General features: G+C 69.8%; 19 protein-coding genes and 3 pseudogenes. 12 read left to right on the forward strand and 10 right to left on the reverse strand.

The window, feature by feature from the left end:
* Positions 1–104: 104 nt before the first annotated feature.
* The 7 genes and pseudogenes from V9U70_RS21265 (at position 105) to V9U70_RS21295 (ending at position 5,934) form a co-directional block, all read left to right on the forward strand.
* Positions 105–953: an IS5 family transposase gene (locus V9U70_RS21265; protein ID WP_336673094.1), complete on the forward strand. Its 849-nt coding sequence runs from the start codon at positions 105–107 to the stop codon at positions 951–953.
* Entirely contained in the window at positions 950–1,348 is a 399-nt protein-coding gene (locus tag V9U70_RS21270) for a hypothetical protein (protein ID WP_336673093.1), read from the forward strand. The genes V9U70_RS21265 and V9U70_RS21270 overlap by 4 nt, the downstream gene beginning before the upstream one ends.
* Positions 1,349–1,561: 213 nt before the next feature.
* On the forward strand, positions 1,562–2,689 hold the full coding sequence (locus tag V9U70_RS21275) for a hypothetical protein (RefSeq protein WP_336677547.1): 1,128 nt from the start codon (positions 1,562–1,564) through the stop codon (positions 2,687–2,689).
* A gap of 673 nt (positions 2,690–3,362) precedes the next feature.
* A pseudogene (locus tag V9U70_RS21280) lies at positions 3,363–4,163 on the forward strand (IS5 family transposase); the annotation flags it as partial.
* Positions 4,164–5,051: 888 nt separating this feature from the next.
* Positions 5,052–5,477 (forward strand): DUF1622 domain-containing protein, encoded by a 426-nt coding sequence (locus V9U70_RS21285; protein WP_336677549.1) that lies wholly within the window; start codon positions 5,052–5,054, stop codon positions 5,475–5,477.
* Positions 5,474–5,725, forward strand: coding sequence for a hypothetical protein (locus V9U70_RS21290; RefSeq protein WP_336677551.1), 252 nt, complete (start codon positions 5,474–5,476; stop codon positions 5,723–5,725). Before V9U70_RS21285 ends, V9U70_RS21290 begins: the two co-directional genes overlap by 4 nt.
* A gap of 35 nt (positions 5,726–5,760) precedes the next feature.
* Entirely contained in the window at positions 5,761–5,934 is a 174-nt protein-coding gene (locus V9U70_RS21295; RefSeq protein WP_336677553.1) for a hypothetical protein, read from the forward strand.
* 203 nt (positions 5,935–6,137) lie between these two features.
* Here V9U70_RS21295 and V9U70_RS21300 read toward each other — a convergent pair whose 3' ends face one another.
* From V9U70_RS21300 to V9U70_RS21325, 6 genes are all read right to left on the reverse strand, one after another.
* Positions 6,138–6,503, reverse strand: coding sequence for a hypothetical protein (locus V9U70_RS21300; protein ID WP_336677555.1), 366 nt, complete (start codon positions 6,501–6,503; stop codon positions 6,138–6,140).
* Between the two features lie 374 nt (positions 6,504–6,877).
* Positions 6,878–7,045 (reverse strand): hypothetical protein, encoded by a 168-nt coding sequence (locus V9U70_RS21305; RefSeq protein ID WP_336677557.1) that lies wholly within the window; start codon positions 7,043–7,045, stop codon positions 6,878–6,880.
* Between the two features lie 142 nt (positions 7,046–7,187).
* Positions 7,188–9,581, reverse strand: a complete 2,394-nt coding sequence (locus V9U70_RS21310; protein WP_336677559.1) for a GDSL-type esterase/lipase family protein — start codon at positions 9,579–9,581, stop codon at positions 7,188–7,190.
* A 444-nt stretch (positions 9,582–10,025) separates the two neighbouring features.
* Positions 10,026–10,337, reverse strand: coding sequence for a hypothetical protein (locus V9U70_RS21315; protein WP_336677561.1), 312 nt, complete (start codon positions 10,335–10,337; stop codon positions 10,026–10,028).
* A gap of 257 nt (positions 10,338–10,594) precedes the next feature.
* Positions 10,595–11,677, reverse strand: a complete 1,083-nt coding sequence (locus tag V9U70_RS21320) for a methyltransferase (RefSeq protein WP_336677563.1) — start codon at positions 11,675–11,677, stop codon at positions 10,595–10,597.
* Positions 11,678–11,838: 161 nt separating this feature from the next.
* Positions 11,839–12,252, reverse strand: a complete 414-nt coding sequence (locus V9U70_RS21325) for a nuclear transport factor 2 family protein (RefSeq protein ID WP_336677565.1) — start codon at positions 12,250–12,252, stop codon at positions 11,839–11,841.
* A 297-nt stretch (positions 12,253–12,549) separates the two neighbouring features.
* Between V9U70_RS21325 and V9U70_RS21330 the strand changes: the two genes are divergently transcribed.
* The 4 genes and pseudogenes from V9U70_RS21330 (at position 12,550) to V9U70_RS21345 (ending at position 18,887) form a co-directional block, all read left to right on the forward strand.
* A complete protein-coding gene (locus tag V9U70_RS21330) occupies positions 12,550–14,082 on the forward strand; it encodes an HD domain-containing phosphohydrolase (RefSeq protein WP_336677566.1) in 1,533 nt (510 codons plus the stop codon).
* 553 nt (positions 14,083–14,635) lie between these two features.
* Positions 14,636–14,734: pseudogene (locus V9U70_RS21335) on the forward strand (HNH endonuclease); the annotation flags it as partial.
* A 297-nt stretch (positions 14,735–15,031) separates the two neighbouring features.
* A pseudogene (locus V9U70_RS21340) lies at positions 15,032–17,502 on the forward strand (PHP domain-containing protein); the annotation flags it as partial.
* 995 nt (positions 17,503–18,497) lie between these two features.
* Complete coding sequence (locus V9U70_RS21345) at positions 18,498–18,887, forward strand: hypothetical protein (protein WP_285574611.1); 390 nt, start codon at positions 18,498–18,500, stop codon at positions 18,885–18,887.
* Positions 18,888–19,073: 186 nt separating this feature from the next.
* Here the strand turns inward: V9U70_RS21345 and V9U70_RS21350 are convergent, their stop codons facing one another.
* The 4 genes from V9U70_RS21350 to V9U70_RS21365 form a co-directional block, all read right to left on the reverse strand.
* A complete protein-coding gene (locus V9U70_RS21350) occupies positions 19,074–19,256 on the reverse strand; it encodes a hypothetical protein (protein ID WP_336677569.1) in 183 nt (60 codons plus the stop codon).
* 99 nt (positions 19,257–19,355) lie between these two features.
* Positions 19,356–19,628 (reverse strand): hypothetical protein, encoded by a 273-nt coding sequence (locus V9U70_RS21355; protein ID WP_336677571.1) that lies wholly within the window; start codon positions 19,626–19,628, stop codon positions 19,356–19,358.
* Positions 19,629–19,745: 117 nt separating this feature from the next.
* Positions 19,746–19,886, reverse strand: coding sequence for a hypothetical protein (locus V9U70_RS21360; RefSeq protein ID WP_336677573.1), 141 nt, complete (start codon positions 19,884–19,886; stop codon positions 19,746–19,748).
* Between the two features lie 162 nt (positions 19,887–20,048).
* On the reverse strand, positions 20,049–20,942 hold the full coding sequence (locus V9U70_RS21365; protein ID WP_336677574.1) for an NADP-dependent oxidoreductase: 894 nt from the start codon (positions 20,940–20,942) through the stop codon (positions 20,049–20,051).
* 70 nt (positions 20,943–21,012) lie between these two features.
* Between V9U70_RS21365 and V9U70_RS21370 the strand changes: the two genes are divergently transcribed.
* Positions 21,013–21,633, forward strand: coding sequence for a TetR/AcrR family transcriptional regulator (locus tag V9U70_RS21370; protein WP_336677576.1), 621 nt, complete (start codon positions 21,013–21,015; stop codon positions 21,631–21,633).
* The last annotated feature ends 370 nt before the right edge of the window (positions 21,634–22,003 follow it).

Here is a 22,003-nt window from a genome sequence, read left to right on the forward strand (position 1 = left end):
AGTGGGCGGTTCGTGAGTCTTTGAGCGGATCTGCTGTCGCCTGATGGTGTGGCGTCGAGGCGGAATCTGCCGGTTCACGGTCGTTGATGTGGTGATGTGACCGGGTGAGTGAACGCAAGCCGTATCCGAGTGACTTATCGGACGAGCAGTGGTCGTTGATCGAGCCGGTGATCACCGCATGGAAGGGGCGGCATCGGTCGGTCAGCGGCCATCAAGGTGCCTACGACATGCGGGAGATCGTGAACGCGATCCTGTACCAGGGACGGACCGGCTGCCAGTGGGCCTACCTTCCGCATGACCTGCCGCAGAAGAGCGCGACCTATTACTACTTCGCCGCCTGGCGGGATGACGGGACCGACCAGGTCATCCACGAACTCCTGCGGTGCCAGGTCCGCGAACGCGCCCGGCGATTAGAGGACCCGGCCCTGGTGGTCCTGGACACGCAGAGTGTCCATGTGGCCGCCGGGGTCCCCGCCGACACGAGCGGCCATGACCCGGCCAAGCGCGTGCCCGGCCGCAAGCGCGGACTGGCTGTGGATGTCTTTGGACTGGTCATCGCGGTCGTCGTCCTGGCCGCGAACACCCATGACAATGCCGCGGGCATCGTCCTGCTGGACCAGGTCGCCGAACAGGCCGGCGGAACCGTTCGCAAGGCTCTCGTCGACCAGGGCTTCAAGAACCAGGTCGTCGCGCACGGCGCCGGCCTGGGCATCGACGTCGAGATCGTCGCCCGCGACCCGCAGATCAAGGGATTCGTGCCGCAGCCGAAGCGTTGGAGGGTCGAGCAGACCTACGGAACCCTGATACTGCACCGGCGCCTGGTCCGCGACTACGAGCACCACCCTTCCTCCTCCGTTTCACGCGTCTACTGGGCCATGACCCACGTCATGACCCGCCGGCTCACCGGCGCGAACACCCCCACCTGGCGCGAGGCACAGGCGGTCGCAGCATGAACATCCAGCCGTTGCTCGAAGCCCTGGAACTGCAGGAGCAAGCCGCCCGGGCCCTGGCCGACGACCTCCGTGAACAGATCGACGGCCTGCAGAACCGGTTGCGGGAGGCCGAGACCCATCTGGAGCATCTCGCGATCACCCGCACTACCGTCACCAGCCTCGCCGACCGGCTTCCCGCTGCCGCACCGGAACTGCCCGGGCACCCGGACTACCCCCGCATCCTCGCCGCCTTCAACCACGCGACCGGACCAATACGGGCCAGGGACGTCTGCCAAGCCCTCGGCCACGAGCTGCTGCCGAAGAACGTCGAGGGCACCCGCGCCAAGCTGAAACGCCTGGTCAGACTCGGGATCCTCATCGAAGCCGACACCGGCAGTTTCGCCAGAAAGCCATAGCTGACAGAGCCCCACCAGCGGTCTCGCTCCACCCTCAAGCAGAAACGGACATCAACCCACGAACCGCCCACTTAGAAAGAGGTCGGAGCGCATATGCCTGCCTTCTCAGCTGCGCTGAGGAGACAGGCCTCGAATCGGAAGGCGATCATGACTACCCATCGCGAATCGGACCTCCCCCTGATACCTGCCCTGCCCCCCGACATACCCGAGGAGATGATCGGAACTGCGATTGAGCCCGAGCACGAAGCCTGCGACAACCCGGGCTGGGAGGCCTGTGCCACCCCCGTCGACGGGCTCGTGCAGACCGCCGCCACTGCCAGGTCGCTGGACGAAGTCCTCGCCCTGATCCGGCTGCTGGAGCAGACCCCGGACGGCGAGTACGCCGCAGGCCAGGCCGTGTGCACCGCCGCCGTGGAGCGACCCGTCGATGACGTCGCCGAACTCGTGGCCCGGCTGTCCGAACCCCCGCAGCCAGTCGACCGCGCCGACCAGGCCATCCACGCCGCGGCCGCACGTCGCCCGATCAGCGACATCAGCCACCTCATGGCCCTCCTGCACCGCCCCCCGCACGACCAGCACGCCGGAGAGGAAGCGGTGCACGCGGCCGCCACCGGACTTACAGTCGAGGAACTGGTGGAACTCATCAGCCGCCTGCAGGCGGAACGAACCGCAACGGCCGAACCCGTGCCGAACTCCGCGGCCGGCCCGACCGATGCGCGAGGCGCATCGCCTGAGAGCGCGGGACGCCCGGCAGGCTACGCCCACAAGGTGAGGACTCCGGCATTCACCGCGGACGACCCGCGGTACGCCAAGGGCGCACCAGTCGACACCGCTCCCGAACGCTCACCTCGCCCGGCACCGGCCCGTAAGCAGTCTCCCTCTCCGCAGGAGCCCGGGGGTGCCCGGGCCGGTACGTCGCCATCCCCCTGGCTCCGCTGGGTGACCGCCGCCGTTCTGGTGCTCTGCGGTGCGGCGCACTTCCCTCTCCACCCGGACGAGTTGTCGACGAGCGCGGTAGCGCTCTCGGCCGGCGTTTCAGGGCTCTGCGTCCTGCTGGCGGTCGGCATGCTGCTGCGCCTGATGGTGCCGGTTCTGGCCCTCGGGGTCCTCTACACGGGGCTCCTGGCGGCAGCGCATCTGGTCATCGCCAAGACCTCGTCCTCCATGTTGGCCACAGTGCTGGACGGGGGCGGTGTCCTCGCGCCGCTCTCGGCAGTGCTGGCCGCGCTTGTCTGCCTGCTGGCCCTCTCCATCACCCTCACCCGTGACCGGGCGTCGAACGACGAGTGCAACCGCTCGACTTCCCGCACGGCAGCGCCCTCGCGGCGCGGCAGGGCGTGACAACCCAAGCAGCGTGAGCGAGGCGCGCCGAAGGTGCCAGAGGCCTCCACAACGGTGCCCACAGGCAAGCTGCCCTTCACCTCTACCGAGCCGCCACGCCGGCCACCGGCGCACCCGGACAGCTGGGGCCCTCTGCCTCTCTCTTCCGGGGAGGACGGCGGCCGTCGTGCTTTGGTTCGCTGAGCCGGAACAGGCCGGGCTCCCTCCGCGCCGGTGGGCCCGATGCGGTCAGCGGGTGACGACTGGGCGGAAGGCGTCACGTATGCCTGCAGACCACGAGCGCCGCCTTGGCCGGGTCGTCGGGGCGCCAGTCGCCGGGGTGCCCGGGTACTGGGTGTCGCCGAGGAACAGCGCGCGGTTGGTCCCCCTTGCGGTATGACAGGGCGGCGCTGGCCGGAGCCCTTCGACACGGGCTCGGCAGAGGTGCCGGCCAGGTGAGGGCAGGCCGAGGCTTGCGCTCCTTCTCAGGCAGCGACGGGACGGGTCTTGCGTGTGCACGTCATGTGTTCCTTGCAGGCCGCATTTGCTAAACAACCCGCCGAAGGCTGGCGGGCCCTGTTGCTCGCGAGGCAACTCCGGCCAATCTCGGACCCCTTGAGGCGGTCCGCGAATTGCTCGTCGCATTAAGAGGATGTCTCACGTGGTCTGAGCTGCATGGGTCATGATGCTGCTTGTGGCTGGTGCTCTTTCCTCTCGTCTCGTTCCTGACGGGTTGTGGGCTCTGACGGAGCCCCTGCTACCCAGGTTCGCGCCTCGGAAGCAAGGTGGGGGGCACTGCCTCGGTTGACGAGCGGCGGGCATTGGCTGCGGTGGTGTACGTGCTGACCAGCGGGTGCGCCTGGCAGCTGCTGCCCGACACCTTCGGCGTCTCGCCGGCGATCGCACACCGGCGGTTCACCGCATGGACGAAAGCGGGTGTCTGTCGGAAGTTGCACCGGGCGGTCCTGGACGAGCTCGGCGCCCGGGGCGAGCTGGACTGGACCTCGGTCATCGTGGACGCCGCCAGCGTGCGGGCGAAAAGGGGGGATCGCTGACCGGGCCGAACCCGGTCGATCGCGGCAAGAGGGGCAGCAAGCTGCATGTGCTGTCCGAGGCCCAGGGCATTGCGCTGGCCGTCGCCGTCTCCGGGGTGAACACCCATGACAGCCAGGCCCTGAAGGCGCTGATCCGAGGCATACCCGCGGTCCGTTCGCGCCGCGGGCCGCGCCGGTGCCGGCCGGGAAAGCTCCGCGCGGACAAGGCGTACTTCTCCGCCGACCACCTGGTCTGGCTGCGTGAACGCGGCATCGTTCCTCGTATCGCCCGACCGGGAATCGAGTCGAGTGAACGGCTCGGCCGCCACCGCTGGAAGAACGAGAGGTCGATCGCCTGGCTCTTCGGATACCGCCGCCTCACCGTCCGATACGAACGCAAGGGCTCACACTTCCCGGCCTTCCTCGGCCTCGCAGCAGCCCTGGCCTGCTACAAGAAGCTCGCAAAACTCACCACGAGACATCCTCTAATGCCCGCCGTGCATGGGCAGCATTGGAAACGGCGTCCACCCCCATCTCGCGAGAGGCCGCCCCTCCTGCCCTCAGCTTCGGGACGAGGCCGCACGCAGCCGTCGGCCTGATCACCGACTGTGCGACAGGACGAGACCGTGCTGGCCTCCGCTGAGGCCCGCCTGGCGCAGAGCGCCAACAGGAGCCGCCCGCCCCCGGCCGCTCCCGCGGGGCAGAGAGCACCCCGCCCTCGTCAACGACGCCACCAAGCCCGCCCGAGCACAAGGCCTGGCCGTCGCGCCCTCAGCCGCCTGGGACTGTCACTGCTGCGGGTCATGGGAAGCACTTCTGATTCCGGCTGCGGAGGGGGCCCGGCGCGGCCGCGCGTCTACGTCTGCGCCGCCACGCTCCGCTTCGACGCAGCGGACCAGCCCGCCCGCCGTTGCCCGGCACGGACCTGACAGCTCTGCATCTGGGCCACCCCCGGCCCCCGGGCGGCCTGGTGGCCACCGTGGTCGACCGGCAGCGAGCGGAACTCGGCCGGTTCCTGGCCCCTGGACCGTCGCGGCGCGGCGCAGTGATCTTGCCTCCGGGGGGCCATGCATGTTCCTGCCATGTTCCGTGACGCCCGGCCTGGCCGAGGCTCTCGCGGTCCCACGGCCGCCTGCCGGGTGGTCGCGCAGGGGCGGTCGTTCTGCCCGAACGCAGCTCTGCTGCCGACAACGGGCCCTGTTTACCGATGACACGCACCCACACGTGAGCAATCCGGCTGTTCCGACATCGCCCCGAAAGGGCCTGTGTCGACACCGGCGGATGGGCTTTTCGAGCGGCATTCACTGAAAGACCGGAGAGGCCGGGCAAGGTCCGGGTAGTCGCCCGGCATGACCGTTTCCGTGCAGCTGCTCCCCGAAACTGAGCTCCGCGAGGTGATCGGAGTACTGGTCAGAGTCGTCGAGACGGCCGGAGCCTTGATCATCTTCATCGGCGCCCTCTGGGCTTTCGCCCGCTTCGCAGCCGCCCTCCTGCACAGCCGAGGACACACGAACGGCTTCAACCGGATTCGGCTCACCTTGGGGCGCTTCCTGGCACTGGGACTGGAGTTCCAGCTTGCCGGTGACGTGCTGCGCACTGCGGTCGCGCCGAGTTTCACCGAGATCGGCCAGCTGGCGGCCATCGCCGCCATCCGTACGGCGCTGAACTTCTTCCTGGGACGGGAAATCGCCAAGGAACGTGCTGAAGTAGCCGCAGAGCATTCAGGACAGGGCCAAGGCACGGCCGGCCCACTCCCGGTCCAGGACCCCTCGTGACGGAAATCCTCACCGCGGCGGCTCTGCTGGTCACAGCGGCCGGGCTGCTCAGCGCCCTCGCGGCCGGCGCGATCTCCCGGCGGGCCGACCAGACACTGCCCGTCCTGCTCGACTTCCTGACCGCAGCCGGTCTGCTCCGCCTGGCTGCGGACGTCTCCTGGAACAGCATCCTGGTGGCCGCCGCCGTCATCACCGTGCGCAAAATCGCCGCGATCGGCGTCACCGCGGGCCCCCGACCACCGACATGATCCGCCCCAGACGCCGAGGCCCGGGCCGGTCGTCAGTGCTCGCTCGTACCGTCGAGAGCAGCTGCTGGAGCGACCGTCACCTGATCGTGGCGCTGCTGCGTCGCACGGCGGATGAGGCGCTGCTCGGATTCACGGCCGCGGACCTGCACGAGCCGGCGGAGGCAATCCGGGCCGGTGAGCGGTACTCGCTGCGGGCCCGCGTTTCGTAGCCCGGCGCGGCACACGCTTCGCAGGAGGGGGCCGGGGCCCGACCGGTCGACGTGCGAAGGGCGTCCGGCCGGGCCCCGCCCTCCTCGCTGCACCCGGCCAACATGCCGCCCCGGACGTCCCAGACACGCCGCCGGGGTCCAGCGCAGCCGACTACGCGTGCCGCCGGTAGACGGGGCCGCTCAACACGCTGGTATCAGCCCCGTCAGTCCTCCTCCTCGTCGCAGCGACAAGCCGGGGCAGTCCCCACCGGGCCCCGGTCGCTGACCGCCCTGCTGGGGCCCTGAGTCCGCGCCGGTTCCGCGGTCCTCCCCCCTCCGGCACTGCGTGCGGCGTTGAGTCTGGACTCCTGATCATGATCCACCTCGATCACACCAGCCTGCTGCCCGCCACGAACGTCGCGGGCGGTCACGCCGGCGACATCGACATGGTCGTGGTGGCCGGTGGCGTCCTCAAGGAGAACGGTGTGCTGGAGGCCGGGGACGCCGTCTTCGACGAGGCCGCAGCCTCCCGGCGGCGCGGGCGGCGAGGACTCGATCGCCGCCGAGTGGGCCCAGTTCCCGAAGATCACCGACTCGGCCGCCCCGGAGGCAGCCGGCCCGGACGCCGTCTAGGACGTCGCCGCACACAACGCGTTCCTGACCATCGAGAGCGCGGTCGCGGAGTACCGACACGAGGCCCTGGTGATGCGCGGCCGCAGCGAGGACGCCCAGGCCGGGACCCGCAAGGCATATGCGTCGGACATCGGCGAGTCTCCGGAAACAGGTACGGGTACGGGTGCGTACCCGTACTCTTTCGCGCTGAGCGGGTTCGTCCTTCCACTGCCGGGCGTGTTCCGGGGGCGTCCGCCCTGCCGCCGCTTCGGCCACCAGTCGGCGACGGGCTGGTGGAGACAGAGCGGGTGCACCCGGCCGTGGCGGTCTGCGGGACCGGGGGCGGGATCGTTCAGCAGTGCCCGCTCGATCCGGCATCCGCCTGCTCGCCGTAGGACGTGGTGAAGCGGTGCACACCGTTTCCGCATTTGGCGAGCCGTTCCCAGTCCTTCCACTGCTCCTTGGAGATCCCCTCGTGCCACCAGCAGTGCAGCCAGTGCTGGGCACGCAGGCGTTGCACCACCTGTTCGTCCGTCTTGCTGACGCGCTTGCCCAGAGGACGGCCGTTGGCCAGGTGTTCGTTGGCTCGTGCGGTTGCCGGGTGTGCAGACCGGCACCACGGCGGTGGTCCACCGCCGTGGTGCCGGGCCCGTCGGCATGCCTCAGGCGGGGTCACCGCCACGGTTCAGATAGGCGTCCACCCTGCCGGTCCTGGAGTCGACCTTCAGGTAGTCGTCGCGGCCGTCGCCGTCGAGGTCGGCGAACTCAGTGTTGCCCCCCTCGATGCCCGAAGCGATCTGACCTCGTTCCACCCAGCCGGGCTGCCCGTCGCGGTCGCCGCCCCGGTTGAGCCAGGCGCGCACTGATTCGTCGGGGTTGTGCACCAGGTAGTCAACGCGGAGGTCGCAGTCGACGTTGGCGAGGGCGATCAGTTCACCGGACTTGTGAAGGCCGCCCGCGGCGAAGTTCTTCCGCCCTACCCAGCCGGGCTGTCCGTCGCGGTCGCCGCCGCGGTTGAGCCAGGCGTCCAGCCCCCCGGTGTCCTTGTTCAGCACCAGGTAGTCGTCACGGCCGTCACCGTCGGCATCGGCGAAAAGGATGTCGTCATCACGCTCTGGGTCGTGGATGCCGCCCTTGGCGAAGTTCTTCCGTTCTTCCCAGCCGGGCTGTCCGTCGCGGTCGCCGCCGCGGTTGAGCCAGGCGTCCAGCGCCCCCGTCTCGTAGTTCAGTACCAGGTAGTCGTCACGGCCGTCACCGTCGACGTCGGCGAAAAGGATGTCGTCACCGCGTTCGATGTCGTGGACGCCGCCCTTGGCGATGCCCGGCCGGGGCGTCCAGCGGTTCGCCGCCGGGGAGCACGCCGGCAGATCGCCGGGCTGGGATTTTGCCACCCATCCCATCAGGACGGACTGGTCGACGGCGCTGTGGAAGGCGTCGGCCATCTTCCGGTAGCCGGAGTCATTGGGATGCAGCCCGTCGGGCACATCAGCCGCGGTGACCGCGTCCATGCTGACCGCCCTGACCTTCTGGCCCGCCTTCTGCCGCTCCTGGGCGAGTTTCACGATCTCTCTGTTGAACACGTTGATCCGGCTCTGCGTGGCCGAATTGCGAGCGGGTACGAGGGTAGCGACGAGGACTGTCACCCCCGGGGAGTCGGCGCGGATCTGATCGATCAGTGCGGCGATCCGGTCCGGCGCGCCGGCCGGGTCCACGTTCTTGTCCATGTCGTTGGTGCCGGCGTGGAGGGTCACCACATTGGGCCGGTGCACTGGCACCGACGCGTCTGCTCGCTGGGCGATCTGAGAGATCAGGTCGCCCGAGACGCCTTCGTGGTCGGTGTCGGGAAGTTGGCCGGACCGCCGGTCTCCGACGAAGTCCACGGTGTGCTTGTCCGCGGTCAGTCCGTCCCACAGCGCGGCGCGGTAGCTGGAAGTGGTCGGGCTGCCGATCCCGGCGGTGATCGAGTCTCCCAGCGGCATGACCTGCAGCGCGGTGGGGGTGGCCCTGATGCCGAGCTTCTTGGCCATGGCGACCAGGCCGGGGTAGATTTTCGGTCCGACCAGGGAGAGGACGTCGGAGGTGTAGGTGATGGCAGTGCGGAACGTCACCCGTACACTCTGTGCGAATTCCTGCATTGCCCCGACGAGTTTGCCAAAGAGGGGCCTGGCCTCGGTCTGGGCCCAGTTCATGAGGTGGCCGCCTCCGGCGGTGAGTACTGCGGCGAGGATGGCAACGGTGAAGGCCTCCGCCCACACCGAGCTGTCACCGAATGATCTGCCGTCGAACGCGGCGTTGACCAATTCGCCGACGAGGCCTCCGACAAAACCGCCGACGGCTTGGCACACAAGCACGGCGGGTGGGGCTCCGACGGCGAAGGCGGCAAAACACACCACGCTGGCGACGCTTCCGGCGGCGATGCCCGCGAATATGGCGATGCCCTTCTGCCACCAGTTCGCATCTGGCTGGACCTCCGAGGCGGGCAGGGTCATCACGAAGCCGGTGGCCGTGGCCTCAAAGGTGCCGTCGAACTCGACGCCCGCCGGGGAGGTCTCGTACACACCGAGCTTGTACTTCTCGGCACGCTCGAAGAGGACATCGCTCAGTGACTTTCCGTCCGTCTTAGCCTGCTGAATCTTTTTGGCCTCCTCCTCCAGCAAGCGCTGGTCGAGCCCCGTCGTGTCGAAGGCCATCTGCACGTCATCGGCCGCAGCCGCGAACCGGGCGATCCGCTGCGGCGCGTCGGCTGCGCACCCGACGCGGATCGCCGTGTGGCTGGCGGTCCCGGGTCGTTGCAGCGCCTGTGAGAACCCCGTTTCCAGTGCGTCGGGAACAGCGCACTGGCCCGTTGCTTCGAGACGCTCCGGGGCAGCTTGGGCAGGTGCCTCCAGGACGAGGACGGACAGGGCGAGGGAGAGGAGGACCGCGAGAAGCCGGAATCGGCTTGCGACCGTTGCTCTTCGGCGTATGAGTATGGAGGATCTGTGAGGCACAGAAGTGTCCTTGTTCTTTCTGCGAGTAATGATTTCTGTGGGTGAACGGGGGAAGAGGGCCTCCACGGCGACCGTTCGGCGTCGTGCCCTCACCCAGTGCTTTCAGCGAGAGCACGGCACTCGGGCCTACGGGAGAGTGAGGCGAGTGCCGCGCCCGCGGTCACTCCCGGGACGAGCCGGCTGCGAGAGCTGCGCGGTTTCGTCCTCGGCCAGTCCCAGAGCTGCTAGCTGAGCGCGGTGCCCCTCGGTGAGCCCCAGCGTGGAGCCTGCAGCGTTCTCCTGATGGGCAACCGAGGACGTGCCGGGACGGGGCAGAGCTTCCGCGGGTCGACCCGGTGCAAGGAGAAGAGATCGATTCGCTCCGTACCGGCGAAGGTCCGCCTCGTTCTGCTGGCGCAGGTAGGCGGGGCGCCCGACGGGCTCCCATACCCCCGGGCGACCTGACCTGCCTCGGTCGCAATCAACAGCTCGTCGGGGCAGGGCGCAGTACCTAATACAGGATCTTCTCGGTCACGCCGAAGGCATGTGGTGGGAGTGTCCGTGGGCGGGTGTGTCCCGGAGGGACGTGATTCCCCGGTAGGCCGACGCGAGGAGCGCGGCGAACAGGAGGTTCACGCTGAACATGAAGGTCCACTCGGCCATGGTGCCGCCGGTGCCCGCGGCGGACTCCAGCGCCGAGAACAGTGCCGTGTCCGCCGGGTGGAAGACGGCGCACAGCAGGACGAAGCCCCAGAACGACAGCTTCTGCAACGGCTTCGACCACGCGACGACGCCAAGGGCCAGAGCGGCGAACAAAGCGATGAGTACATCGATTCCATCCATGTGGCGCTCCTTTCGAGCCGGGAACGACATGGCGTCGTCCACCGGGAGGAACGCCACCTAGGTCGCAGGACATAGAGAACCCGCGGGGTCTCGCCCGCCGACCCGGGCGTCGTGCACCGGGACGGGCCGGGGAGACGCGGGACGGCCCGGCCGCTGCCGTGCAGGAGCCGGGCCCGCGGAGGTGCTGCCCGTGCCCCGGGACACGAGGGCGTCCGGTGCTTCCCGCGCGTGTCCGGTGCTCCACGGGCACCGAGGCGTCAGGACACCAGCCGCACCGCCGCGCGCGGGCTCCGGTCGGGTACGAGTTCCAGGACGGAGACCGCGGACCCGGACGCCGTGAGGCCGGTCCGCGTCAGTCCGGCCCGAGCGAAGAGGTTTTCGTACTCGTCGAGGCTGCGTTCACGTCCGGTGGACAGGGCCATCATGTTGAGGTCCATCAGCGGCTCCAGGCCGGGCGTGCCCACCTTGTCGACGAGGAGTTCCATCACCAGTACGCGTCCGCCGGACGTGAGCGCTTCCCGGCAGTTGCGCAAGATCCGCACGCAGGCGTCGTCGTCCCAATCGTGCAGGACGAACTTGAGCAGGTGCACGTCCCCTGAGGGCACCTCTTCGAAGAAGTCACCACCGACGAAGGTGAACCCGTCCGTGACGCCCATGACCGCCGCGGAGGCGTCCGCATCGGCGTGTACGTGCGGGAGGTCGAGCGTCACTCCGGTCAGCGCGGGGTGGCGCTGCATGAGCGTCTGGACGAGGTTCCCGCCGGCGCCGCCGACGTCCACGACGACCTCGGTGCCCTGGAGGCTGATCACGTCCGCCAGCCGGTGGGCCAGACCGCGTGTCATGGCCGTCATGGCGTTGGTGAAGACCTCGGCTTCTCCGGGGACCGTGGCCAGCCAGTCGAAGAAAGATGCCCCGAGGGCGGCTTCGGCCTGGGTGGCGCCGGTGCGGACCGTGTCCGGCAACCGTCCCCACGGCAGCCAGTGGGACTCTGCCCCACCCCAAAGCGCCAGGTCCCGCAAGGACCCCGGGGCATCGGTGCGCAGGGTGTCGAGCAGGGGCGTACTGACGAACCGGTCCCCGTCCACCGACGCCGCGAGGTCGAGGGAGGCACACGCCCGCAGGAACCGGAAGGCGGCGTCCGGGTCCAGCGACTCCGCCGCAGCCACTTCCGCCGGGGTGGCACCGTCGCCGTGCAGATGGTCGGCGACGCGCAACTCGGCGGCGGTCCGCACCACTTGGGTCACCCAGTAGCCGGTCATCATCTGAAGCATGCGCCCCGTGTCGTCCCGGGGGGGTTCGGCGGAACCCGCCGCGACGAAATCATGCTCGAACAAGGTCATGTGCTGTGGCTTTCACTTCGGAGATGGGTGGAGAGCAGGGAATCGCGGCCGGACCGCCAGCCGCGGGGCGGGTGTCCGTACCGTGCCGGAGCTCCGTGGGCACGGCCCTGTGCGGCTCCGGTACCCATAGAGGTGCACCCGGGCCGCCCGGGCGGCCCGGGTCACATCGCGGCGACCATGGTGTGGGTGTCGAGAACGGTCTCGAAGTGCACTGGGACGCCGTCCCGCAGCCGCCACACGTGCACGAAGCGTGTCCGCATCGGCCTCCCGGTCGCCAGGTTGGTGGCGCTGTAGTGGCCGAGCGCGACGACCCGGTCCCCGGCCTCCATGACTTCCGTGGGCGCTACGGTGAAGTCCTGCCACTCGGACACGAAACGCGAGAACACGTTCTCCAGCACCTCCTCACGGCCCCGGTAGGTGCCTCCGTAGTGCAGGCCCGGTGGAACGACCCACTCGATCCGCTCGTCGAGCCCCGCGAGCAGCGCGGCGACATCGCCCTGGGCGAGTGAGGCGTACAGGGCGTTCACCACCGTGCCTGCTGCGGCGGTGTGTTCGTCGTTCCGGTACGTGGTCATGGAGAAGCTCCGTGCGATGTCGGTGGAGTGGTGTGGAATGGTTCAGGGCGCGGGAGCACCCGGCCGCCGCACTCGCACCGCGGTGCTGGGCGCGGCGGCCGGGCCGGTGCCCCCGTCTTCGTAGATCGTGCTCGTGAACCGGCCGCCGGACATCGGTCGATCGACCTATGTCGCTGGTCTGCCCGGCCAGCACTCCAGCGCCGGTCCCTCGCGCCGCGGCTGCCGGAACGCACCCGGCGCGCCTGGAGCGACGCGAGCGGGTCCGGAGCAGCTGAAACGGGCGGTTACGCTTCAACGGTGGAAGATGTTCGTTTGGCCGAGGTGCTGGCGGCGCTGTCCCTGACGACCGACCTGGCCGCGGGCATGACCTTCGAGAAGGGGTTGCGCACCTGCGTGGTCGCCGCGGTCTTCGCTCGGGACGTCCTCGACGCCGACCGGGAAACTTGCCGGGCGGTCTACGAAACGGCGTTGCTGCGTTCGGTCGGCTGCACGTCGTTCGCCCCCGAGCTGGCTGAAATCTTCGGTGACGAAGTGGCGTTCCAGAGCGCGCTCAAGCATCTCGATCCGAGTGACGAGGTGCCCCTGACCGAGCAGTTGCTCCGGCTCGGCGGCTGGACCCGTGAGAAGGCCCAGCGACTGACTGACACGTTGACCATGGTGCTGCCCACGGTCGGTATGGAGGCCATGCGCAACGGTTGCGAGGCCAGTCAGGCGCTGGGGTCGGGCCTCGGTGTACTGCCGCGGACCCTCGCCGCGCTGAACGACGTGTACGAGCGGTGGGACGGGCAGGGCATCCCCCTCGGCGCCGGAGGTGAACACCTCTCCTACGCCGCTCGGGTCGTCCAGGTGGCCGAACAGGCCGTCCTGGCCCATGCGAAGGGCGGCGAGTCGGCCGCCGTCGCGGAGGTGGTCCGGCGCGCCGGCGGGCACCTCGACCCCGCGCTGGCGCGCGCGTTCGCGGCCGACGCCACGACAGCGCTCGCCCCGCTGCGCGAGCCCGACGCCGTCGCTTCCGCGGTGGCCGCCGAACCGCCGCCGCACGTCACGGTGTCCGCCGGGGAGGTCTCCGGTCTGTGCGCGGTGCTCGGACGGTTCGTGGATCTCAAGAGCAAGTGGCTGGTCGGCCACAGTGAACACGTCGCACGACTGGCGGAGAGCGCCGGCCGACTGGGAGGCCTCGCCGCCGACGAGGTGATCCGGCTGCGTTGCGCGGCTCTGCTGCACGACCTGGGGCGGGCCGGGATCTCCGCCGATGTGTGGGACCGGCCGGGGGCGCTGAGCACTGCCGACATGGAGCGGGTGAGGATGCACACGTACTGGACCCAGCGGGTACTGGAGCGCGTGCCCGCGCTCGCCGCGTTGGCGCCGATCGCCTCCGCGCACCACGAGCGCCTCGACGGCAGTGGCTATCACCGCGGTGACTTCGGGACCCGTGCCTCTCCCTCGGCCCGCATCCTCGCCGCCGCCGACGTGTTCGCCGCACTGACCGAACCGCGCGCTTATCGGGACGCCTTCACCGCCGACGAAGCCGCAGGACACCTGACACGGGAGGCGGACTCCGGTGCCCTGGACCGCGATGCCTGCGACCTTGTGCTCCGGGCAGCGGGCGGACGGCCGTCCCGGTCCCGCCGCCCGGCCGGGCTCACGGCACGGGAGGTCGACGTGCTCCGCCTGGCCGCCCGCGGGCTGACGAACCAGCAGATAGGCATCGAACTGTGCATATCGAGCCGCACCGTGGGCCACCACCTCGGGCACATCTACGACAAGACCGGGCGGCGGACCCGGGCCGGGGTGGCTGTCTTCGCCATGGAGCAGCAGCTCCTGCCCTGACCGTCGACCGGCCTTCGCGGTGGTGGGCAGCTGCGGCTGGAGCGCCAGCCATCGGGGGCGGTCTGTGCGCGTCGCCAGGATGTGCGTCCTGGACCCCCGGCTCGCGCCGGTCCGCGGGCCTCGGACACCTGGGGCGGGTAGGGACACGGCAGCTGACCGGGCCCACCCTGGGGGGACGGGGGCCAGGCTTCCGGCCGCCCGGGAGCCTGGCCTGGCCGCTATGACGACCTCGAAGCTGGGAGAGTGTCTGCGGAGCCATACGTCGGTTTGTGGGTGACGGCCGACGGACACATCCGCTAGGAGCTGCTCGCGAACGGCCGTTACGACGAGGCCTGTGGAGACCGAGGGCAACACCTCGGGGCTGGGGCCGAGCACATGCCTGGCGGCAGGAGGTTCGGACGGGCCGGTGGTCTCACCGCTGCCGCAACCGCTTCGGTGGGACCTCATGAGGCGGCCGCAGCGCCCTCCGACCGGCTCCGGAACGTGCCAGGCCGCTGGACAGGCAGCTCACAACTCGCAGCGAACGTGGGCCTGCCGGCCCCGACCTCTGCGGCCGCCCCCGGACGCCGAGTGCCGGTACGTCGGGGAGTGGGTCCCGACCAAGCTCCGCTGGCAGCTCACCGCAGACGACCGTGAACTGCGCCCGCTGAAGCCAGGTTCACCGCAGGAACGTTTCCCCCACTGTCTCGTCCGGACCTCGAAGGCCGCCGAGACGCTGACGGTCATGACCGACAACCCAGCCTGCTCCGGTATCGCCGGGCCCAGACAGCTCGCCTGAGGGGTGGAGCGTCCCATGATCCGGGTGCCCGACCACAGCAGGAACCAGTGGCTGAATCACAAGCACCCTAAACTCGCGTATTCGAATTAACGTTCGATACAGTCGAAGTGCAGGCGGGTCGATTGGCACTCATTTGGGGATATCTTGGGCGGAGGGTGTTATGCAAGAAGTATCCCTCCCCTGCACGTCAGTAGTGGGTTTTCGGCCCGCTACGGTGCCTCGCGTCCGCAGGCGCTCATCGCCCGGGCTGCCGAGCGCGGGATCGGGGCGGTGGCGCTGACTGACCGCGACATGGTCACCGGCACGGGGCGCTTCGCGAAGGCCGCTGCGGCCGCCGGAGTAAAGCCGGTGTTCGGCGTCGCACTCCGGTGCGCGGCGGTACGCACGTAGCGGAAGCAGCGTTCCGAGCGACGTTCCTGGCCCGGGACGCGCAAGGTTGGGCGCGGTTGTGCCGGATGGTGTCCGCCGCGCACGCCGAAGCTTTCCCCGCGGGCGCGCCGTCGGCGGCTTCGTTGGAGATGATCGCCCAGTACGCTGGCGACGGCCTTATGGTGCTGCTCGGTCCCGCGTCCGAGCCGCTGCGAGCTCTCGCCGCTGGCCGTGCGGACATCGCCGAGCGGCTTCTCGCCCTCTGGCAGGGAGCCGTCGGTAGCGGGTTGCGGCTGGAGGTCGTGTGCTGGGGCCTGTCCGGCACCGGTCCGGGCTCGTCCGTCTCGCCGCGCACACCTTGGCGCTCACCGATCGCCTCGGCATTCCGGCTGTGCTGACGAACGCCGTTCGGTACGCCGATCCGGTCCAGCACCGGGTCGTGGACGTGCTGGACGCGGCCCGGCTGTTACGCCCCGTCGACCGGCGCCGACTGGACTGCGGGGAGCGCTGACTCAAGGACGGGCCCGCGATGACCGACATCGCCGGACGGGTGGCGGCCGCCGCCGGTACCGACCGGGCACGCGCCGTGAAGCTGATCACCGACACCATTGCGGTGGCGGACGCGTGCGAGGTCGACCCGGCCCGGGACCTCGGTCTCGGGGCACCGCATTTCCCCGAGCCCTCCGTGGTCGGCTCGAGCCAGACCCGGAGGGGGCGATGCGGCTGCTGCGGCAGCGGTGCGAGAGCGGCATGACCGCCCGCGGTCTCGATCACGACCGGCGCGCGACGGACCAGCTCGACTACGAGCTCGGGACCCTCGGCCGCCTGCACCACGAGCCGTACTTCCTCGCCGTGGCCCAGGTCGTCGCCGACGTGCGGGGCATGGGCATCCGGGTCGCCGCGCGCAGTTCCGGAGCAGGCTCCATGGTCAACCACAGCGCCACCGCGAACCCACTGGAGCACAACCTGCTCTTCGAGAGGTTCCTCTCCGAGCGGCGCTCCTCGCTGACCGACATCGACGTCGAGTCCGCACGCCGTCTGGAGGTCTACGACCGCATCATCACCCGCTTCGGGCGCGAGCGGGTCGCGGTCACCGGCATGCCCGAGACCTACCGCGCCCGCCACGCCCTGCGGGACACCGGCCTCGCGCTCGGGATCACGCCCACCACCGTGGTCCGGATCGCGAAATCCTTCCCCCACATCCGCGCCTGCGACATCCGCTCCGCCCTCACCGAATTCCCAGAACTCCGGGAGCGTGCGGCCGAGGCCGGGCGGTACGGGGCCGTTGTGGGAGCTCGCCGAAGGGCTGGACGCGCTGCCGCGCGGGATCGCGATGCACCCGTGCGGAGTGATCCTCTCCAACACAAGCCTCCTGGATCGGCTGCCGGTCCAGCCCGCCCCCGGCGGCGAATACCCGATGCTCCAAGCCGACAAGGAAGACGTCGAGGACCTGGGTCTCCTCAAGCTCGACGTCCTCGGGGTGCGGATGCAGTCCGCGATGGCGCACGCCGTCACCGAGATCCGCCGCACGACCGGCCGGGCGATCGGCCTCGGCAGAAACGACCACGTCCCACTCGATGACCGCTTCGCCTTCACCCTCATCCAGAACTCCGACACCGTCGGCATGTTCCAGCTGGAATCCCCCGGCCGGCAGGACCTGGCCAGCCTCCTCCAGCCCCGCGACCCGCAGGATTTCATCGCCGACATCAGCCTCTTCCGCCCCGGCCCGGTCCAGGGCGGCATGCCCGCCCTCTACATCGCCGCCCGCCACGGCGCCACACCCACCTACCCCCACCCCGACCTGGAACCGGTCCTGCGCGACACCTACCGGGGGACGATCTGGCACGAGCAGATCATCGACATCCTCGCCCTCATGACCGGATGCGACCGCGCCCTGGCCGAAAAATGGCCCGCCGCGCCCTCAGCGACGAACAGCGCCTGCCGAAGACCAAGGCGTGGTTCCGGCAGCAAGCGGGCGCCCGCGGCTACAGCCCGAAGGTGCTGGACGACGTCTGGGACATCGTCGCCTCGTTCGGCGCGTACGGATTCTGCCGGGCGCACGCGGTGGCGTGCGCTGTGCCGGCGCTGCAGTCCGCATGGCTCAAGGTCACCCGGCTGCCCTGTACGCCGGGCTGCTGGAGCACGACCCGGGGATGGGGCCGGCCCACGTCATCGTCGCCGACGCCCGCATCCACGACATCCCCGTCCTGCCCGTCGACATCAACACCTCGAAGGCGCAGTACGTCGTCGAGCGGACCGGGTCCGGGGAGGGACAAGACAGCGACGGGGCTTCTGGACCAAGCTCCTATAAGGTCACAAACACCCGTCCGGCGGCGTGCGTGGTGACGCCCGGCGGGCCGCCAAATCCCCAACAGGACGGTCGAGACGTCAGTCAGTCGGCGAGTCATACCCACTCGCAGCGTCACCACGAACATCATCACTGTCAGTCGTCGTGGTGGATCTCGTAATCGTCTCTCTCAGGACGCGATCACGACGATCCCGCCCGCCACCGCCGGGGCCGCCGTCGCCAGGCCGGCGAAAAGAGCCGCTGAAGTCAGGACCAGCGCTGTCACTGTCCGGTGCGAAGTGGGGGTCACGCCCTGCCCACGTCCACCAGCACCCTTGAAGACCCAGCAGACAGGCGTTCCGCCGCCGGCGCGGCAGGATATCCTCGCCCCCCGCCGCCGACGCCCTGGTCGCCGCCGCCGGGACCATGCTCACCGGGTGAACGACGGGGCCGCGGCGTGCCGCCCCCAGTGGCCCGCCGACCCCGACCGGCCGGGAGCTGAGGAGGAGGGGACGCTCAGACCGTCATCCCGACGACGATGACGCCCGGCGCGACCGGTCCGGTCGCCCGCAGCCGCCTGTTCGCCGCCCGGGCACTCGGCCCGGCACCGACACACCGGTACCAGGCCGGACAGGACGTGAGCGGCCACGACAGGCCGGACAGGCCCCGGCGGGCCGCACCCCCGCCCCAAGGAGGCCCCACCCGGCATCCGGCCGCCGTCACCGGAGCCTGGCGTGCGCCGACGGCCGCCACGAGCACGGGCAGGAATCTGCCGCTGACCCGGCGCCCGGCCCACCCAGCTCACCCCGCCCCCGAGCGACCGCGCGGCGGCCCCCAAGCCAGCGCAGCGCCCCACCGATGACGACTCCGCCGCCACCCCCACCACCCCGCTCACGCCGGCCCGGCTCCCGCCTCGGATACCGTGTTCCTCTACGGGGTGCCACAACGGATGTGACGCCCCCCACCGGAGGTAGTCAGCGTATGAGTTCAAAGCGCAGCAAGAATCCAGCCCTGCCCGTACTTGACGACGCATTCCGACTCGCGTCGGTCAAGGACGCCGAAGAGTCCACCCGTGACTTGGCCGCGCGGTTGGCCACCACCGAGCTGCGCCGCGTTTCCCACCCGGGCCGGGTCACCTGGGAGCCCACCGATCAGGCCGAGCCCGTACCGGTCCCGCCGACTGTGGTCGACGGTGACGGGGACCTGTGGCTGCGGGACCGGGGCACTGGCACCTGGACCATGCCTGAGTTCAATCCGAAGGAATTCCCGGCCCGCTGTGGCGAGGTTCTGACGTGGAACCAGCTTGCCCGCGAGTTCGGCCCGCTTACCGGACTGGCCGACGACCGCCGCATCGGCGGCGGCCGGCGCTGACCGCGCAGCCTTCTGGGAAGACGCACCCCTGAAGCGCCCGCTACGGGTAGCTGGGGGCTCCTGCTCACCGCCGAGCTCGACGATGGCGGCGAGCAAGTGAGCGTGGTGATGGCGTGCGACGGCCTCGGGCAGCGTGGTGCGGGCCTGGCGCCAACCGATGTCCTTGGTGCAGCCGGCGTCAGTGGATCAGCCGGGTAGCGGTCGGCCTTCAGTCGCCTTGGTGAGCGCGCAACCCAGCTCGCCGATCGACTGCTGCCAGTCGGCCGACTGCCCGAGCAGGCCGCGCACCAGCTCGTCGACGGCGGCCGCCGGGCCAGCACCGAAGACCCGCGCTTCGGCGGCGGCCTCGGCGAGGACGTCTTCGTCCAAACCCTCGAGGGCCTCACACCACAAAGTGGCCGCAGCGTCGAAAGCAGCCAGGACGGCAGCGCTTGGAGCTCGTCGGCGCGGGCAGCGATCCGCACCGCTTCACGCAGCTCCGCCTCGCGGGCGTCGGCGGCGGGCTCGGCCGCGGACAGCTGGCACCGCGGCCAGGGCGAGCCAGCCCGGGGAGTGCGTCACCGTGGGGCGGACCCCAGGTTCTGTGCTGGTCAGGTAGGCCGAGGGGTGGCCCAGGCCGGATGCGGCGGCCTGGTGCAGGCGGTCGGTGTCGCCGGTGGCGGCCTGGAAGCGGTCGCGGTAGCGCTGCGCGATCTCGGACTCGGCGAGCGTCCGTGGGGTGGCGCCGTGTCGAACGTGCACGCGGAAGTTGTAGTCGTTGCCCGGGCCGCGACGACATGCCGGCCTGCGTGCTCGGGGGCACCGGAAGGAGCCAGTAGACCTTGCCGACCTCGGTGCTCGACTTCACGGAACGTACGCCTACGTGGCGCACACGTCCTTGGCGAGTTCATTCTTGCCCCCGTCGGTGCCCGAGTAGAAGTCCTTCTTCCAGTCCAGATCGACGCCTTCGGGTATCTGGCTGTCGACCGTCCGCTGCAGATCGTCCTCAGTGTTCCTCACTTCTCGTGTCGGGATCTCACCCGGATGTCGGATCTGGGCCGGAGCCGGCCTCCGTCGTGAGAGTCGCCGGTTGGCATGGGGCCCTTGTGTGGTGCGCAGCTTTCGGGTGGACCCCGACAGAAGTGTCGACTTGTCGTGCCGTGTAACGGTGCCGGAAGCGGCTCAGATGACCAGGACTCGGCGCCCGCGCGTGTGACCGGCCTGGCTGTCGATGTGGGCCGCTGCGGCCTCGGCAAGCGAGTACGACTTCTCGACCGGGATGTGGAGCCGACCTCGCGAGATCAGGTCGACGGCCTCGGCGAGCGCCGCCGACACGCTTCCGGCCACGCCGGAGAAACGGACACCGAACTCCGGCGCACCGAGATCGGCGATGGAGACGACCTTCTCCGGACTCCCGGTCAGCTCGACCAGCTCACGGATCACGCCCGAACCAGCCAGATCGAGAGCCGCGTCGACGTCGCCGAGCCTCCGAACCCGCTCGCCCCATCCCTCGCCGTACGTCGTGGCGACGGCACCGAGGCTGCGCAGATACTCCTGGTTCGCGGCACCGGCCGTGCCGATCACCGTGATGCCGCGGTCGCGGGCGATCTGCAGCACCGCCGATCCGACTCCCCCGGACGCGCCGCTGACCAGGAGCGTCTGCCCGGGCCGCACACCTACCTCGTGGATGACGCGCAGCGCGGTCTCCACCACGGAGGGGTACCCGGCCGCCTCCTCGAACGTCAGCCCCTCGGGCATCCGCGACCAGGCCGACAGTACGGCGAACTCGGCGTAGGTGCTGGAGCCCTCGCCGAACACCCGATCACCGACCTCGACCCCTACGACTCCCTCGCCTACCTCGTCCACCACCCCGGCGGCGTCCAGCCCGACCCCGGAGGGCAACTGGATCGGATGGGCCCCCAGTACCTGGCCTTCACGAATCCTCCAGTCGACCGGATTCACGCCCGCCGCCCGCACAGCGATGCGTATCCGGCCAAAGCCAGCGTGGGGCTCCTCGGCATCAACGAGTTGCAGAACGTCCGGGCCGCCGAACTCGGCGAAGCTCACTTTTTTCATGCCGCCGAACATAACACTAACGGATAGCGTTTCGTAACGGTTACCCTTTCATACCTGCTAGCCTACGGGCATGACCGTGCAGTCCGGACGCCGTGAGCGCAAGAAGGCCGCGACCCGCCAGAAGATCGCCGACACCGCGCTGCGGCTCTTCCTGGAACGCGGTTACGACGCGGTGGGCATCCGTGACGTGGCCGCCGAGGCGGACGTGGCCGTCACCACGCTCTTCTCCCACTTCGCCTCGAAAGAGGCCCTGGTGTTCGAGCAGGACAAGGACTTCGAGCAGCGCCTCACGCAGGCGGTCACCGGCCGGGCGCCGCACGAGCCGCTCATCCCCGCGCTGCGCCGCGAAATCCTGGCCCTGGTGCGGCACTGCACCGCGGACAGCGCTGCCCCTGTCTGGCGCATGATCGACGCGTCTCCCGCCCTGCGGAAGTACGACGAGTCGCTCCGCCTACGCCACGCGGACGCCCTGGCCACGGCCATCGCCGCCGATCCTGACCTGGCCCGGAGCGAAACCGCCGCCCGCACCATCGCGAGGTTCGTGATCGACGCCTACTCGCTGGCCCGCGAAGCGGCCGACCCGCAGGCCGCGCTGGACGAGATCTTTCAAATGATCGAGGCGGCGTGGAAGGTCACCTGCCCGTCTGCAACCGGTCTCCCGGGTTCCGATGGGCCGCGGCCGCGGGTGTGAGACGGTGTCGCTCACCAGGACGAAGCGCGAAGTCGGCATCTTCGCGACAAGCGACGAGAACTGCTCGAACTCGTTATTGGCCTATGGCGCGGTGGTGGCCACAAGGGCCGCCGAGGAAACGATACGAAGCCGAGACACCGAGCGTCCGACACGACGTGAGACAGCGGACGGACCCGCTGCTTGCCGGACCGATGTCCGACACGAGCGGTGAGACCCCGCACCGCAGGCCCCCCGCGTGTTCACCCCCGCACCGAGGGTGGTGTTGCGGTTTGCCGTGGGCCGGATGGGCCTGACCCGTCTGGGTGAGCGGGCGACGCGACTGCAAGGTCAGGGAGTCCCGCGCCTCCACGGTGCGGCCATGGAAGGCACT

This window comes from Streptomyces pratensis (genome assembly GCF_037137275.1).
Taxonomy (GTDB): domain Bacteria; phylum Actinomycetota; class Actinomycetes; order Streptomycetales; family Streptomycetaceae; genus Streptomyces; species Streptomyces pratensis_B.

Bases quoted from the DNA above. Each gene is read 5' to 3' on its own strand.
- V9U70_RS21270 (WP_336673093.1), top strand. From the start codon at position 950: ATGAACATCCAGCCGTTGCTCGAAGCCCTGGAACTGCAGGAGCAAGCC.
- V9U70_RS21275 (WP_336677547.1), top strand. From the start codon at position 1,562: ATGATCGGAACTGCGATTGAGCCCGAGCACGAAGCCTGCGACAACCCG.
- V9U70_RS21285 (WP_336677549.1), top strand. From the start codon at position 5,052: ATGACCGTTTCCGTGCAGCTGCTCCCCGAAACTGAGCTCCGCGAGGTG.
- V9U70_RS21315 (WP_336677561.1), bottom strand. From the start codon at position 10,337: ATGGATGGAATCGATGTACTCATCGCTTTGTTCGCCGCTCTGGCCCTT.
- V9U70_RS21320 (WP_336677563.1), bottom strand. From the start codon at position 11,677: ATGACCTTGTTCGAGCATGATTTCGTCGCGGCGGGTTCCGCCGAACCC.
- V9U70_RS21325 (WP_336677565.1), bottom strand. From the start codon at position 12,252: ATGACCACGTACCGGAACGACGAACACACCGCCGCAGCAGGCACGGTG.
- V9U70_RS21345 (WP_285574611.1), top strand. From the start codon at position 18,498: ATGAGTTCAAAGCGCAGCAAGAATCCAGCCCTGCCCGTACTTGACGAC.
- V9U70_RS21365 (WP_336677574.1), bottom strand. From the start codon at position 20,942: ATGAAAAAAGTGAGCTTCGCCGAGTTCGGCGGCCCGGACGTTCTGCAA.
- V9U70_RS21370 (WP_336677576.1), top strand. From the start codon at position 21,013: ATGACCGTGCAGTCCGGACGCCGTGAGCGCAAGAAGGCCGCGACCCGC.